Source organism: Amycolatopsis aidingensis (assembly GCF_018885265.1).
Lineage (GTDB): Bacteria > Actinomycetota > Actinomycetes > Mycobacteriales > Pseudonocardiaceae > Amycolatopsis > Amycolatopsis aidingensis.
On the sequence record NZ_CP076538.1, the window covers coordinates 4,280,731 to 4,295,798 of the forward strand.

At 69.9% G+C, this 15,068-nt stretch carries 12 protein-coding genes, 1 tRNA gene and 1 pseudogene; 6 read left to right on the forward strand and 8 right to left on the reverse strand.

Annotated elements, in window-relative coordinates; all coding sequences use genetic code 11:
* Positions 1 to 4 precede the first annotated feature (4 nt).
* Both KOI47_RS19620 and KOI47_RS19625 read left to right on the forward strand, forming a co-directional pair.
* Positions 5 to 220 (forward strand): helix-turn-helix transcriptional regulator, encoded by a 216-nt coding sequence (locus KOI47_RS19620; RefSeq protein WP_216205495.1) that lies wholly within the window; start codon positions 5 to 7, stop codon positions 218 to 220.
* On the forward strand, positions 217 to 1,416 hold the full coding sequence (locus tag KOI47_RS19625) for a tyrosine-type recombinase/integrase (protein ID WP_216205498.1): 1,200 nt from the start codon (positions 217 to 219) through the stop codon (positions 1,414 to 1,416). The genes KOI47_RS19620 and KOI47_RS19625 overlap by 4 nt, the downstream gene beginning before the upstream one ends.
* An 8-nt stretch (positions 1,417 to 1,424) precedes the next feature.
* Here KOI47_RS19625 and KOI47_RS19630 read toward each other — a convergent pair whose 3' ends face one another.
* The 3 genes from KOI47_RS19630 to KOI47_RS19640 all read right to left on the reverse strand — a co-directional run bounded on the left by KOI47_RS19630 (position 1,425) and on the right by KOI47_RS19640 (position 4,551).
* Positions 1,425 to 2,147: a hypothetical protein gene (locus KOI47_RS19630; protein ID WP_216205500.1), complete on the reverse strand. Its 723-nt coding sequence runs from the start codon at positions 2,145 to 2,147 to the stop codon at positions 1,425 to 1,427.
* 237 nt (positions 2,148 to 2,384) lie between these two features.
* Positions 2,385 to 2,458: transfer RNA gene (locus tag KOI47_RS19635), tRNA-Pro, on the reverse strand.
* A 143-nt stretch (positions 2,459 to 2,601) separates the two neighbouring features.
* On the reverse strand, positions 2,602 to 4,551 hold the full coding sequence (locus KOI47_RS19640) for an aconitate hydratase (RefSeq protein WP_216205501.1): 1,950 nt from the start codon (positions 4,549 to 4,551) through the stop codon (positions 2,602 to 2,604).
* Between the two features lie 74 nt (positions 4,552 to 4,625).
* Here KOI47_RS19640 and KOI47_RS19645 point away from each other — a divergent pair, with 74 nt between their 5' ends.
* Both KOI47_RS19645 and crcB read left to right on the forward strand, forming a co-directional pair.
* Positions 4,626 to 5,057, forward strand: coding sequence for a fluoride efflux transporter FluC (locus tag KOI47_RS19645; RefSeq protein WP_216205504.1), 432 nt, complete (start codon positions 4,626 to 4,628; stop codon positions 5,055 to 5,057).
* Positions 5,057 to 5,431, forward strand: coding sequence for a fluoride efflux transporter CrcB (crcB, locus tag KOI47_RS19650; protein ID WP_216205506.1), 375 nt, complete (start codon positions 5,057 to 5,059; stop codon positions 5,429 to 5,431). The genes KOI47_RS19645 and crcB overlap by 1 nt, the downstream gene beginning before the upstream one ends.
* Here crcB and KOI47_RS19655 read toward each other — a convergent pair.
* From KOI47_RS19655 to KOI47_RS19665, 3 genes and pseudogenes are all read right to left on the reverse strand, one after another.
* Positions 5,406 to 6,578, reverse strand: a complete 1,173-nt coding sequence (locus KOI47_RS19655; protein WP_216205507.1) for a GDSL-type esterase/lipase family protein — start codon at positions 6,576 to 6,578, stop codon at positions 5,406 to 5,408. The genes crcB and KOI47_RS19655 overlap by 26 nt on opposite strands.
* Positions 6,578 to 7,528, reverse strand: coding sequence for an LLM class F420-dependent oxidoreductase (locus KOI47_RS19660; RefSeq protein WP_216205509.1), 951 nt, complete (start codon positions 7,526 to 7,528; stop codon positions 6,578 to 6,580). Before KOI47_RS19660 ends, KOI47_RS19655 begins: the two co-directional genes overlap by 1 nt.
* A gap of 23 nt (positions 7,529 to 7,551) precedes the next feature.
* Positions 7,552 to 9,629 (reverse strand): annotated as a pseudogene (locus KOI47_RS19665) (prolyl oligopeptidase family serine peptidase).
* 153 nt (positions 9,630 to 9,782) lie between these two features.
* Here KOI47_RS19665 and rocD point away from each other — a divergent pair.
* Together rocD and KOI47_RS19675 are read left to right on the forward strand one after the other, a co-directional pair.
* Positions 9,783 to 11,012 (forward strand): ornithine--oxo-acid transaminase, encoded by a 1,230-nt coding sequence (gene rocD, locus KOI47_RS19670; protein ID WP_216205512.1) that lies wholly within the window; start codon positions 9,783 to 9,785, stop codon positions 11,010 to 11,012.
* A 4-nt stretch (positions 11,013 to 11,016) separates the two neighbouring features.
* Positions 11,017 to 12,390: a DUF2252 domain-containing protein gene (locus KOI47_RS19675; protein WP_216205514.1), complete on the forward strand. Its 1,374-nt coding sequence runs from the start codon at positions 11,017 to 11,019 to the stop codon at positions 12,388 to 12,390.
* Between the two features lie 120 nt (positions 12,391 to 12,510).
* On the opposite strand, the gene KOI47_RS19680 is transcribed toward KOI47_RS19675, so the two are convergent.
* On the reverse strand, positions 12,511 to 13,425 hold the full coding sequence (locus KOI47_RS19680; protein WP_216205518.1) for an NAD(P)/FAD-dependent oxidoreductase: 915 nt from the start codon (positions 13,423 to 13,425) through the stop codon (positions 12,511 to 12,513).
* A gap of 10 nt (positions 13,426 to 13,435) precedes the next feature.
* Positions 13,436 to 15,058 (reverse strand): ATP-binding cassette domain-containing protein, encoded by a 1,623-nt coding sequence (locus KOI47_RS19685; RefSeq protein ID WP_216205521.1) that lies wholly within the window; start codon positions 15,056 to 15,058, stop codon positions 13,436 to 13,438.
* Positions 15,059 to 15,068 lie beyond the last annotated feature (10 nt).

Here is a 15,068-nt window from a genome sequence, read left to right on the forward strand (position 1 = left end):
CATTATGGAAGTCCGGTTACTCGGTGGGCGCTGGTACAGCACGGACCAACTGGCGGAACTGCTGGGAGTCGACAGTTCAACCGTACGCAGGTGGCGTACGGCTCGGCCGCCTCAAGGTCCGCCATTCGTGCAACTGTCGGACCGCGTGACGATGTACCACGCGAACGACGTGGAGGCGTGGTTGCTGAGCAGACGTGTGGACCCCGGAGCGGCAGCATGAACGACACTATGAAGATGCCGGTCGGTGTCTCGGTCTCCTCGGACATCGAACACCGGCCGGACCGGGCGACACCGTTTCGTGCGCGCGTGAGATGGGTCGACCCTGTCACGAAGAAGCGGCAGTCCAAATCGGAAGCGTTCGCGGATGAAGACGAGGCGGAATCCTGGATCAGTCGCATCAAACGTGTTGCGGCGCAAGGGGTCGACCCCAACACCGCGACCATGAAGCTAGCCGACTACGGCGACGAGAACATGGATCTCGCCCTACGCGGATTGGAAAGCAAGACCACTGACCCATACCTCGCTGGCTGGCGGAAGCGGGTCACGCCGACGCTGGGACATCTGCCGGTCAGCATGATCACCAATGGAGCGGTCGACCGCGCCGTACACGCCTGGATCGCTGACGAGTGCAGCCGTTCCACCGTCAAGAACAGCATCGCGGTCCTCGTGCGGGTGATGGAGCAGGCGGTACGGGACGGGATTATCGACCGCAACCCGGCCCGGGTGACCGGCTGGCAGCATGAGTACAAGCGGGCAGAAGACGAACTCGATGACCCACGCTCGCTCGCGCTACCCGACTGGATCACGTTGTCCACGCTCGCCGATGCGCTGGTTGCTCGGTCCTCAGGCCAGTACCGGGGCTGGGGTGACGTGGTGCTGTTCGCCGCATGCACGGCGGCGCGGATCGGCGAAGTGTCCGGTTGCCGGGTCCGCGACATCGACAGGGACGAGTGGACGTGGACCGTACGGCGGCAGACCACCACTTCGCCCGGCGGGCTGATCGACAAGGGCACCAAGGGCAAGCGGGCTCGGACCGTGCCGCTCATCGAAGACATCCGCGAGATGGTGGAACGTCGGATAGCGCTCGTGGACCGGGAGCCCGACGCACGCCTGTTCACCGGTCCTCGCGGCGGCCGGATCACCACTGCCGTGCTCCGGGATGCGACATACTGGGACGAGGTGGTGGCCAAGCTCGGGCTCGAACACCTGCGACGCCATGACCTGCGGCATACCGGCCTCACCTGGATGGCCGATGCCGGAGTGCCGGTTCATCATCTCCGAAAGATCGCAGGACACGGCTCGCTGACCACCACGCAGCGGTACCTTCACCCCGACCGTCAGTCAGTTACGGATGCGGGCGAGCTGTTGACGAACCATCTTCGGTCACCGCGAAATGTCGCCCTACGTGCCGTGTAAACTATATGTCAACGACCCGCCCAAAAACGAATTCGCTTCAACTTTGTCCACATAAATATGCAAAATGTAACAACAAGAAAGAACCATACAATTAATGCAGTCAACCTGATCAAAAATGGACCCGTTGAGCCGTACCAAAAGGCCAGACCAATGCCAATAAACAATGCTAAAAACGACCCGTATACAACACGGTCGCCGCGAGCAAGATCGCCTCCTGGTCCCGTTCCTGGCGGGTATGGCCTCGGTATCTGCCGAACTTTTGATAAGCCAGATATTCTGGAGTCGATCTCTACGTTGGTCGGCTTTCCCTCGGTGAGAACTTGGAACTCGATTAGATCACCATGATTAAGCAGAAGCGGCGCTACGGCCACGCCCTGTGCGTCTATGGTTGTGTCGACAACCAGATTTTCCGGTGCGCGCTTACTTATCTCCACGGATAGAATATCAATTGCACCAGGAAACTTGATTATCAATGGTTGTTCAAAATCCGATTTTTCGATCGGTAATCTCCCCGAGCAAGCCAATCGAAAAACAACCAGGGTGGGATCGGTTACGGAAATTGAGTTAAATCGAACCTCTAGTCTAAATTCTTTACCTTTAATTAGTGTTGAGTTTGTCGAAACAAAATATTCGAGCGACTTGCCCTTCTTCTGCCTTTTGTAGATATAAATAGTTAATGCAAAACTAGCAAGGCCGATCACAGGGGCTAGCCACCTTGCCAGCTCATCCATGCCTAGGGAGATCAATTGATATCAGATCCTTATAGGGGCGCGAGAATCAGGGTACGTACTCTAGCGCCGACGCAAGCTAGTGGCTCCGTTGAGCAGCATGAGGTGCTGTCACGTGTGATGGTCCCCATGTGGTCCCCAGCGCCGGACGATGTGGATCATGAGCACGATCGTCGCCAGAACGACGAAGAGCCTCCTGACCTGGGTGGGTACCCAGGCCAGGAGGCTCCGTCCTGCCGGTCGGGCTGACTGGATTCGAACCAGCGACCCCTTGACCCCCAGTCAAGTGCGCTACCAAACTGCGCCACAGCCCGGCCATCGCCGTCCGTGTGGAAGGCGATAGTCAGTACTCTAGCGGGTCCGCTCCGCGGCCTCGACAGCAGGTTCCGCTCCGGCTTTTGTGCTGGTCATAGGCCTGCGACAGCCAGGGTGGCCGAGGAGGCGCCGGAGCAGCGGGTTAGGACTCCGCCAGCAGGGGGATACGGCCGCCTGCCAACACCTGCTCCAGCTGCCGCTCGGACAGCCGGTGCCGCAGCTGGTACTCCTCCTCCCTGGTCGCGTTCCGGACGGTCAGCTCGCCGCCCTTCAGCTGTTCCCGCACGTCGTCCAGCACCAGGGTGTCCCCGGCCTCGATCCGGTCGTGGTCGGCGGGGTCGGTGAACTCCAGGGCGAGGATGCCGAAGTTGGCCAGGTTCTGCCAGTGGATCCGGGCGAACGACTTGGCGATCACCACCCGCAGGCCCAGGTGGCGGGGGGTGATCGCGGCATGCTCACGGGAAGAGCCCTGGCCGTAGTTGTCCCCGCCGATGACAATGTGCCCGCTCCCCTCGGCCAGCTCGCGGGCCCGGCGCGGGTAGGTCTCGTCGATCTGGGTGAAGGTGAACTCCGCCAGCCGTGGGATGTTCGACCGGAACGGCAGCGCCCGCGCCCCCGCGGGGGAGATCTCGTCGGTGGACACGTTGTCGCCCAGCTTCAGCAACACCGGCGCCTCGATCCGCTCCGGCAACGGCGGGAAGTCCGGCAGGGAGGAGATGTTCGGCCCCTTGACCAGCTCCTCCCGCTCGGCCGCCGCGGGGTCCAGCGGCGGCTCCAGCATGTCGGTGTTCACCGAAGCCCGCTCCGGCAGCCTGATCGTGGGCCCGTCCAGGCCGAGCCGCCCGGCCAGCTCCCGCGGGTCGGTGATCACGCCGGTCAGTGCCGCCGCGGCCGCGGTCTCCGGGGAGCACAGCCACACCGAGTCCTCCTTCGTACCGGAGCGGCCGGGGAAGTTCCTGGGGAAGGTCCGCAGGGAGTTGTGCCCGACCGCGGGCGCCTGCCCCATGCCGATGCAGCCCATGCAACCCGCCTGGTGGATCCGCGCACCAGCGGAGATCAGCGCGAAGGTGTCCCCCATCTTGGTGAGATCGGCGAAGATCTCCCGCGAGGACGGGTTCACGTCGAAACTCACCGCGTCATCGGTCTGCCTGCCACGTACCAGCTCGGCCGCCACGGCGTAGTCCCGCAGCCCCGGGTTGGCCGAGGACCCGATCACCACCTGGCTCACCTCGGTCCCAGCCACCTCCCGCACCGGAACCACGTTGCCCGGTGAGGACGGCTTGGCGATCAGCGGCTCCAGGCTGGAGAGGTCGATCTCGTCGGTCACGTCGTAGCGTGCGTCCGCCGAGGCCGGGATCTCCACGAAATCCTGCTCCCTGCCCTCGGCCCGCAGGAACTCCCGCACCGCGTCGTCGGCGGGGAACACCGTGGTGGTCGCGCCGAGCTCGGCCCCCATGTTCGCGATGACGTGCCGGTCCATCGCCGACAGCCCGGCCAGCCCCGGTCCGTGGTACTCGATGATGCGGTTCAGCCCGCCGTGTACCCCGTGCCGGCGCAGCATCTCCAGCACCACGTCCTTCGCCGACACCCACGGCGGCAGCTCACCGGTGAGCCGCACCCCCCAGATCTCCGGCATCCGCAGGTACAGCGGCCCGCCTGCGATGGCCATCGCCACCTCCAGCCCGCCGACCCCGATCGCCAGCATCCCCAGCGACCCGGCCGCGCAGGTGTGCGAGTCCGAGCCGACCATCGTCTTGCCGGGCACCCCGAACCGTTGCATATGCGTCGGATGCGACACCCCGTTGCCCGGTTTGGAGTACCAGAGCCCGTACCGTCGGCAGGCCGATCGCAGGAAGGTGTGGTCCTCGGCGTTCTTCTCATCGGCCTGCAGCAGGTTGTGATCGATGTACTGCGCGCTGACCTCGGTGCGCGCCCGGTCCAGGCCCAGCGCCTCCAGTTCCTGCATCACCAGGGTCCCGGTGGCGTCCTGGGTCAACGTCTGGTCGATCCGCAAGCCGATCTCCTCACCCGGTGTCATCTCCCCGCTCACCAGGTGATCGGCAATGAGTCGTTCCGCGATCGTGTGTGCCATGGCTACCTCCCGGTGGCGGCTACCCACTCCGCGGCCGGGCCAATCACGGCCGTACCCTCCGCAACGGAGGGAACATGCCGCGACGACACCACCCGCGCTGGGACATCCTGCTGGCGATCGCCGCGGGCGGAGCGCTGGGCAGCCTCGCCCGGTACGGGCTCGCGGTGGTCTTCCCGCACCCCCGGGGCGCCTTTGCCACCTCCACCCTGCTGGCGAACCTGGCCGGCTGCCTGCTGATCGGGTGCCTGATGGTGACCATCACCGACCTGGCGCAACCACACCGCCTGCTCCGGCCGTTCCTCGGCATCGGTCTGCTCGGCGGATTCACCACCTTTTCGACCTACGTACTGGACTCGGCGGACTCGGTGCTGGCCGGGCGCCCGGGCCTCGCCCTGCTCTACGCGGCGGTCTCGGTGCTCGGCTCCCTGGGGCTGGTGGTCACCGGCATGCTGGGCACCCGCGCCCTGCTCCGGCTGGTCACCGCACGACGGAGGAGAAGCACCTGATGACCGTGCTACTGGTCTCGGTCGGCGGCGCGGGCGGGGCGGTGCTGCGTTACCTGATCGACCGCAGGGTCCAGCGCAGCCACGACTCCGCCTTCCCATGGGGCACGCTGACCGTCAACGTACTCGGGTCCGCGCTGCTCGGCCTGCTCGCGGGCTGGGCGCTGACCGGCGCCGAACCGGGCGCACTGCACACGCTGCTGGGCACCGGGCTGTGCGGCGCGCTGACCACCTTCTCCACCTTCGGCTACGAGACGGTTCGCCTGCTCACCGAGCGCGCCCGGCTGTACGCGGTGGCGAACGTCGCCGTCACCGTGCTCGCCGGGTTCGGCGCCGCCGCCACCGGCCTGCTCATCGCGAGCGCACTGCCGGGATAGCACCGGCGAACCGCTCGGCGATCCGCCGGTGGGTGGCCGGGTCCGGGTGCAGCTGGTCGGGCAGCGGAAGCTCGGCGAAGTCGGCCGCACCGTACAGCTCCCGGCCGTCCAGATAGTGCAGGTTCGGGTCGACGGTCGCCCGCTGCCGCACGATCCGGGCCAGCTCGTCCCGGACCACGTTCAGCGTCAGCTTGCCACCTGCCCGCTCCGCAGGGTCGCCCGTGGCCCGGAAGCTCAGCCGCCCGGCGCGCAGCGCCTCGGTGTCGAACGCACCAGGACCGGGCGTGTCCTCATGGATCGGGCAGTACAGGGGCGAGACGACCAGCAGCGGCGTCCCGGGGTGGCCTTCCCGGATGGTGTCGAGGAACCCGTGCACCGCCGGGGTGAAGGCGCGCAGGCGCATCAGGTCGGCGTTCACCAGGTTGATCCCGATCTTGAGGCTGATCAGGTCGGCCGGGGTGTCCCGCAGGGTGCGGGCGGTGAACGGGTCGAGCAGGGCACTGCCGCCGAACCCCAGGTTGATCAGCTCCAGCCCGCGGCTGCGGGCGGCGAGCGCGGGCCAGGTGGCGGTGGGGCCCTCGGCGTTGGAGCCCTGGCTGATCGAGCTCCCGTGGTGCAACCACACCGGCCGACCCCGGTCCGGAACGGGTTCGAAGGGCGCGTTGCCGCGCAGGGCGATCAGCTCGGTCATCTCGTTGTGCGGTAACCAGATCTCGACGTCCTTCATCCCGCCGGGCAGGCCGGCGAAGGCGACGGTGCCTGCCGGGCCGGCCTGGGTCTCGGCGTTCCCGGATGCCGGGTCGATGGTCAGGGTGTTGCCACCGGGCACGGTCGCCGTGCCGGCCAGGCGGCCGTCGACGAGCAGGTCGTACCGCCCGTCCGGGCGAGCCGGGGCACCGAGGTAGACCCGTTTGGTCCGCCGCGTGTCCAGCTCGACGGCGGTGGCCGCGGTACGCACGACGAGCCGCACCCCGGAGGGCTCGGCCTCCGCCATCGCCAGCTGGCCCTCGCCGGCCTGGGCACGGGCCCAGGCCGGTAGCCGGTGCGGCAGCACGCCGTGTTCGGTGTGTTCCAGGTCGAGCGCGCCGCGCAGCACGTCCGCGCTGACCGGCGTGGTGATCCAGGGGTCCCAGGTTCGCGTTGCCATCAGCGCGGGGCAAGCGCGCGCACCTGCGCGGCGGGGTCGTCGCCGGTGGGCAGCAGCGCGATCACCGGGGTGTCCAGGCCGTTGTCCACATAGGCCTGGACACGCTCACGGCACTCCTGCGCGCTGCCGTGCACGATCAGCTCGTCCACCACCTCGTCCGGGATGAGCTCGTTCGCCCGCTGCCGCTCGCCCGCGGCCCAGGCCTCGTGCATCGGCGCCAGCCGCTCGCCCCTGCCGAGCCATTCGTGGAACGCCCGGTACACCGGAACCGTCAGGTAACTGCTGATCAGCATCCGGCCCAGCCCGCGCGCGGCCTCCGCGTCCTCGGTGGGGCAGACGAAGATCCGCGCCGCCAGCTCGGTGTCCGGCCCGGTCACCGCCCGTACCTTCGGCACATCGGTGGCCGCGAGCCAGTTGGTGATCGCGCCGTCGGCCTCGGCGGCGGCCAGCCGCAGCATGCCAGGCCGCAGCGCGGCGAGCATGATCGGCGGCGCGGGCTCCGGTGCCCGCTCCAGCCGGAACTTGCTCACCGAGAACGTCGGATACTCCTCGGTCACCTTCTGCCCGGCCAGTGCCGCGCGCAGGAACCGCAGGGTGTCCCGGCTGCGGGCGTAGGGCTCGGTGAACTCGGCGGCGTTCCAGTTCTCCACGATCACCGGGGAGGAGGTGCCCAGCCCGAGCACGAACCGCCCGGGGGCGCATTCGGCCAGCGTGGCCGCGCTCATCGCCAGCAGCCCGGGGCCGCGGGTGTAGACCGGCACGATGGCGGTCCCGAGCCGCAGCCGCGGCGCCCACTGGGAGGCCAGCAGCAGCGGCGAGAACGCGTCGGTGCCCGCGGTCTCGGCCGACCAGGCGTCGGTGTACCCGAGATCGGGCAGTTGCTCGACCAGCTCCCGGTGCTCCACCAGCGGTACCCCGGTCAGCGGGATGGTGATGCCCCACCGTGTCATGCCGCTTCTACCTCCTCGGTTTCTCAGCGTTCGCCCAGCTCGCGCTTGATCCAGTCCACCTGCAGCAGCATCAGGTTCTCCGCGACCTCCTCGGCCTGCGGGGTCATATGGGTCGCGCCGCTCAGCGGCAGGAAGGTGTGCGGTCTGCCCGCGGCCAGCAGCGCACCGGACAACCGCAGCGCGTGCGCCACGAACACGTTGTCGTCGGCGAGGCCGTGCACGATCAGCAGCGCCCTGCGCAGCCCGGCCGCGTCGGCGATCAGCGAGTTGTCCCGGTAGCGGTCCGGCTCCTCCGCTGGCAGGCCGAGGTAGCGCTCGGTGTAGTGCGTGTCGTACAGCGACCAGTCGGTGACCGGGGCCCCGGCCACGGCCGCGTGGAACACCTCCGGCTCGCGCAGCACCGCCAGTGCGGCCAGGTAGCCGCCGTAGGACCAGCCACGGATCGCTACCCGGTCCAGGTCGAGCTCGGGGTGCAGCCGGGCGGCGGCGTGCAGCGCGTCCACCTGGTCGGCCAGGGTGACCTCGGCGAGCCTGCCCGCGATCTCCCGCTCCCAGGCCGGGCCCCGCCCGGGGTCCCGCGCCCGTCCGCGACCAGTACCGCGAAGCCCTGGTCGGCAAGCCATTGCGAGGTGAGGAAGGCGTTGCGGCTCTGCAGCACCCGCTGCGCGTGCGGGCCGCCGTAGGGGTCGAGCAGCACCGGCAGCTTCCCGTCGCCGGGGTGGTAGCCCGTCGGCAGCAGCAGCGCGGCCCGTAGCTCCCGCTCCCCCAGGGTGAGCCAGGTGAGGACCGGCTCGATGCCGGGGTCCACGGTGTAGGAGCCGACCTTGGCCACCGGCTCGCCATCGCGCAGCACGGTTACCTCGGGTCCACTGTGCTCGAGGCTCCACGAGGACAGCACCGTCAGCTCGGCGTTGCCTGCCCCGATGTGCACGCCGTCCGATGTAGACAACCGGCGTACCCCAGCACCCTCGGTGCGGTACACGTGGATCTGGGTCGGGTCCCCGGCGGAGGCGCTGAACAGGACCTCGGCGCCGACGTGCAGCACCGAGCGGACCTGTAGCGCGGGCTCGGTGACCGGGGTTCCGTCCAGCACCAGCCGGTAGCCGCCCTCAGCCGCGCCCACCCGCACCAGCCTGCCGTCGGTGGTCCAGGCGGGCACGCCGGTCACGATCTCCACCCAGTCCGGATCGGACTCGGTGTGCAGCAGCGTGGTGGAACCGTCGGTGACGTCCACCGCGCGCACCTCCAGCCGCCGCTGGTCCCGTGGCTGCACGGCGAGCAGCGGCGGCCCGCCCGCCGACCAGTGCACGGCCACCAGGTACTCCCAGTCGCCTGGCCGCACGTCCACCCTGCTGCCGTCCAGACCGAGGATGGCCAGCGACACCGCCACGTTCGGCGAGCCTGCCGCCGGGTAGGCGACGGTGTTCACCGGCTCGGCCGGGTTGGCCGGGTCGGCGATGCTCCAGCGCGGCACCCCGGACCGGTCGGCACGCTCGGCCAGCAGGTGCCTGCCGTCCGGCGACCACCAGTAGCCGCGCACCCTGCTCATCTCCTCGGCCGCGATGAACTCCGCCAGCCCCCAGGCGACGTCCTCGCCGGACTCCTCGACCAGCTCCCGGTCCTCGCCGGTGGTGAGATCGATCACTCGGAGCCTGCGGTCCCGTACGTAGGCCACATGCGTGCCGGCGGGGTTCGGCCGCGGGTCCACCACCGCGCCGTCCACCAGCAGGGACACCTCGGCGGTGGCCAGGTCAACGGTGTAGAGCCTGCCGGAGAGGGAGAACGCGGCCAGCGAGAACGCCTCGTCCACGGCGTAGCCGACGACCCCGCCGGAGGTCTCCCTGCTGCGCTCGCGGCGCGCCCGCTCCTCGGCAGGCAGTTCCTCCTCCCCCGGTAGCAGCGCGACGGCGTCCACCAGCTTCGACTCCGTCCCGGCGGCCAGGTCCAGCGACCAGAGGCTGTTGCGGTGGTCGACACCCGACTCGGCACGCAGGAACAGCACCCTGGAGCCGTCCGGCGCGACCCGGAACTCCTTGGGAGCGCCGAGGGTGAAGCGCTGGGTACGGGCCTGGGTGCGGAGAAAGGACAGCTCGTCGGTCACACCATGCACTCTGTCAGATCGGGTCCCGGACACCCCTGCCCTGTTCCGGTACGCAACGATCAGTGCTCCGTGCGCACGAACTGCGCAATGATCCGGTCGGGCAAGCAACGACTTCCGGATGAACCGTACGCGCCGGGGCTCTAACCTGAACGCATGACGACGTTCGCCGACCGCACCACCGGTTCCGCCACCGAGGAGTTCATCGGACTCGACGAGCGGTGGAGCACGCACAACTACCACCCGCTGCCGGTGGTCATCGCCGAGGCCGCGGGCGCCTGGGTCACCGACGTCGAGGGCAACAGCTACCTCGACTTCCTCGCCGGTTACTCCGCGCTGAACTTCGGCCACCGGCACCCCGACCTGGTCGAGGCCGCGACCCAGCAGCTCGGCCGGGTCACGCTCACCTCGCGTGCCTTCCACCACGACCAGCTCGGCCCGTTCTGCCGCGAACTGGCCGAACTCACCGGCACCGACATGGTGCTGCCGATGAACTCCGGCGCCGAGGCGGTGGAGTCGGCGATCAAGGTGGCCAGGAAGTGGGCCTACCGGGTCAAGGGCATCCCGGAGGGCACGGCCGAGATCGTCGTGGCCGGCGCGAACTTTCACGGCCGGACCACCACGATCGTCTCCTTCTCCACCGACGAGGCCGCACGCGCTGACTACGGTCCGTACACGCCCGGCTTCGTGACGGTCAAGTACGGCGACGCCGAGGCCCTGGCCGCGGCCATCACCGACCGGACTGCGGCGGTGCTGCTGGAGCCGATCCAGGGCGAGGCCGGGGTCATCGTGCCGCCGGACGGCTATCTCGCCGAGGCACGCAGGCTGTGCGACCAGGCGGGCGCGCTGCTGATCGCCGACGAGATCCAGTCCGGGCTGGCCCGCACCGGCACCCTGTTCGCGCTGGACCACGAGCGGGTCCGGGCCGACCTCTACACCCTGGGCAAGGCACTCGGCGGCGGGATCGTGCCGGTCTCCGCGGTGGTCGGCAGCGGGGAGGTACTCGGGGTGCTGCGCCCTGGTGAGCACGGCTCCACCTTCGGCGGCAATCCGCTGGCCTGCGCCGTCGGCCGCGCCGTGTTGCGGCTGCTGAGCACCGGTGAGTTCCAGCAGCGCTCCGCCTCGCTGGGCGAGCAGCTACGCGGACGGCTGTCCGAACTGGTCGGCAACGGCCTGGCCGAGGTCCGCGGCCGCGGTCTGTGGGCAGGGGTGGACATCGCCCCCGGCGGGCCGACCGGGCGGCAGGCCTCGCAGGCGCTGGCCGAACGCGGGGTGCTGTGCAAGGAGACCCACGACAACACCCTTCGGGTGGCACCCCCGCTGGTGATCTCCGAGCAGGATCTGGACCGGGGCATCGACGCGATCGCCGAGGTGGTCCGACACTAGGGGTATGCACGAGGAACGAGTAGATCTGCGGACACCGGTCGACGACGCGGAGGTGCACGCCCGTGGCAAGGCGCTGCGGGACGCCACCCCGCCGACCGCGCACGACCATCAGCCGACGAGCCCGCACCGGCCGGGGGTGCTGGAGTTCATCGAGGCCAGCCACCAGGGACGGCTGCCGGAGCTGCTGCCGTTGCGGGTCGGTCGGATGGTGTCCTCGCCGTTCTCGTTCTTCCGCGGCGCCGCGGGGCTGATGGCGGCCGACCTGGCAGGCACCCCGGTCAGCGGGCTCAACGCCCAGCTCTGCGGCGACGCGCACGCGGCGAACTTCGGCCTGTACGGCACGCCCGAGGGGCGGATCGTGATGGACATCAACGACTTCGACGAGACCGTGCCGGGCCCGTGGGAGTGGGACCTCAAGCGCCTTGCCGCCAGCCTGGTGCTGGCCGGGCGCGAGGGTGCGGCCTCGGCGGACGGCTGTCTCGAGGCCGCCGAGGACGCGGTGAAGTCCTACCGCCGCACCATCCGCGCCCTGGCCGAGCTGCCGTTCCTGCGGTCGTGGAACGCGCTGCCGGACTCCTCGGTGGTGAGCAAGGCGAAGGCGGACGAGCTGATCGACGACTTCGAGAAGGCCGCGGCCAAGGCGCGCAAGAACACCAGCGCCAAGGTCACCAGGAAGTGGACCGAGCACATCGACGATCACTCCGCGGGCACGCACAACCTGCGATTCGTTGACGACCCGCCGATCCTGACCCATGTGGACGACGCGACGGCCGAGGCCGTGATCGACGGCCTGGAGTCCTATGTGGATACTCTGCGGGAGTCCCGGCGCAACCTGATCACCCGGTACTCGGTGTCCGATGTGGCCTTCCGGGTGGTCGGCACCGGCAGCGTCGGCCTGCGCAGTTACATCGCCCTGCTGCACGGCAACGGGGACGAGACGCTGGTGCTGCAGGCCAAGGAGGCCGCCCCCTCGGCGCTGGGCCGGTACCTGGACGTCAAGCCGACCAAGCATGCGGGCAAGCGGATCGTGCGCGGCGCCCGGCTGGTGCAGGCCGAGTCGGACATCCTGCTCGGCTGGACCACCATCGAGGGCAGGCCGTTCATGGTCCGGCAGTTCCGCAACATGAAGGGCAGCATCGACCCGACCGAGCTGCAGGAGAACCACCTGGACGACTACGGGCGGCTGGCCGGGGCGTTGCTGGCGAGGGCGCACACCCGCTCGGTGGACCCGCGGCTGCTCGCGGGCTACTTCGCCGAGGACAAGGACATGGACGAGGCCGTCGGCCGGTACGCGGTGCGCTACGCCGACCAGACCGAGGCCGACCACGCCGAGCTGGTGGCCGCGGTGCAGAGCGGCAAACTCCCCGCCGAGTCCTGACCAGGCCGACCCCACCCCATGAGCCCTGAACGTGGCTTTCGCGACGTCAGACGTCCCAATAGTGCCGTTCGCGACGCTGAACGCCCGGAAAGCCACGTTCACGGGTTTCCGGTGGCGGGTTCAGGACTCGGCGGCGAGTGCGGCGACCTCGTCGGCGCAGCCCCAGGACAGGGTGATGCCCATGCCGCCGTGGCCATAGCAGTGGATCACCTCGCCCTCCCGTTCCAGCCGGACCTCCGGGCGGGCCGGGCGCAGGCCCACCCTGGTACGCAGCACCTCGGCCCCGTCCAGGGCTGGCACCAGCGCGCGGCAGCGGTCGAGGATGCCGGCCGTGGTGCGCTCGTCCGGCTCCAGCGCGGCCTCGCCTGCCTCCTCGGTGCCGCCGCAGACCACGTGGCCGCCGTGCGGCAGCACGTAGCTGAAGGCGTCCTCGTCCACCACCCACTCGGTCAGCCCGGGGTCGCGCAGGTGCACCACCTGGCCCCGCGCCGGGTACACGGCCGGGTCCGGGACCAGTTCCCGTGCGCCGAGGCCGGCCGCGTTCACCACCAGGTCGGCCCCGGGACGCGCCTGCTCGAGGCTGGTCAGCTCGCGGTACACGGTCCGCACCCCGGCCGCCGCCGCGGCCCCGGCCAGCCACTCCAGATACGTCATGGTGTCCACCAGCGGCGGGGCGAAGGCCAGCGCGTCCAGCCACGGCCCGTCCAACCCGGTGTGCCGGGTGATACCGCCGACCGCGTCCGCCCACTCCGGCACCGGCCGCTCCTCCCGCCGCAGCAACCTGCCGGGCAGTAACCGGACCCCGGTGCCGGCTTGCCCTGCGAGCCGCCCGAACTCGGCCACGCTGGCCGCGGTCCAGCCCGCGCACCGGTCGGCGGGTTCGGCGAACCGCGGGTAGATCAGCCCGCCCGCCGCCATCGAGGCGGTGTCCGCGAGCTGGTGCGCCGTGAGGACCGTCACATCCTGCCCGGACCGCGCCAGCCGCACCGCGCAGCTCAGCCCGATGATCCCGGCACCGACGACCGTCACCCGCATACGCCTCCCCTTACCTGCTCCGTGCCACCCGTCCCGGTGTCCAGACGGGCTCGTCCACCTCGGTCACCCTGCCATCCGCGGCGAACAGCAGGTAGCGGTCGAAGGACCGGGCGAACCACCGGTCGTGGGTCACCGCCAGCACCGTCCCGGTGAACTCTTCCAGCGCGGACTGCAGCGCCTCCGCGGACACCAGGTCGAGGTTGTCCGTCGGCTCGTCCAGCAGCAACAGGGTCGCCCCGGACAGCTCGAGTAGCAGTACCTGGAACCGGGCCTGCTGCCCGCCGGAGAGCAACTCGAACCGCTGCTCGGCGGCGGCCGCCAGCCCGTAGCGGCTCAGCGCGGCGGTGGCGCCGCCGCGCTCCATCCCCTGCCGGGTGCCCTCGCCCCGGCCGAGGATGTCCAGCAGCGACCGGCCGGCCCATTCCGGGTGCTGATGGGTCTGCGCGAACAGCCCGGGCAGCACCCGCGAGCCCAGCCGGTACCGCCCGGCGTGCGGCACCTCGGCCGCGCCGTCCAGCAGCCGCAGGAAGTGGCTCTTGCCGGAGCCGTTGGATCCCAGGACGCACACCCGGTCGCCGAAGAACACCTCGAGGTCGAAGGGCTCCATCAGCCCGGTCAGTTCCAGCTGCTCGCAGGTGACCGCCCGTACCGCGGTCCGCCCGCCGCGCAGGCGGGGTTTGACCTGCTGCTGCCGGGGCGGCAGCGGCGGGGCGCCTGCTTCCTCGAACTTGCGCAGCCGGGTCTGCGCGGCCCGATACCGCGAGGCCATCTCGTCGCTCATGGTGGCCGCGCGCTGCAGCGAGCGGACCAGTTCCTTCAGCTGCTCGTGCTTGTCGTCCCAGCGCCTGCGCAGCTCGGCCATCCGCTCGGCCCGCGCCAGCCGCGCCTGGTGCCAGCTGCCGAAACCACCGCCGTGTACCCAGGCCGTCCCGCCCTCCAGCGTGACCACATGCGTGGCGGCCTCGGCGAGCAACTGCCGGTCGTGGCTGATCAGCAGCACGGCCTTTGCGGTCTCGGCCAGCCGTTCCTCCAGCCACCGCTTGCCCGGCACGTCCAGGTAGTTGTCCGGCTCGTCCAGCAGCAGTACCTGCTCCGGGCCGCGCAGCAGCGCCTCCAGCACCAGCCGTTTCTGCTCGCCGCCGGAGAGCGTGCGCACCTCGCGAAACCGCGCCCGGTCGAACGGGATGCCGAGGGCGGCGGTGGTCACCGTGTCCCACAGCACCTCGGCCCGGTACCCGCCCGCCTCGCCCCAGGTGGCCAGCGCCTCCGCGTAGCGCAGCTGGGTCGGCTCGTCATCGGTGTCCATCAGGGCGAGCTCCACCGCGTCCAGCTCCGCCGCGGCCGCGCGCAGCGCCGGGGGCGCGACCTCCAGCAGCAGGTCCCGCACGGTTCGCTCGTCCCGCACCGAACCGATGAACTGCGGCATCACCGCCAGCCCGCCCTGGGTGTGCACCGAGCCCTGTTCCGGGCGCAGCTCACCGCCGAGGATGCGTAACAAGGTGGTCTTGCCCACCCCGTTGTCCCCGACCACGGCGACCACATCCGCCCCTGCGACCCGGAAGGACACCTCGGCGAACAGCCGCCGCCCGTCGCTGAGCCGGTACGCCAGCGCGCTCGCCTCAAGAAATCCCACCGGGGCATGG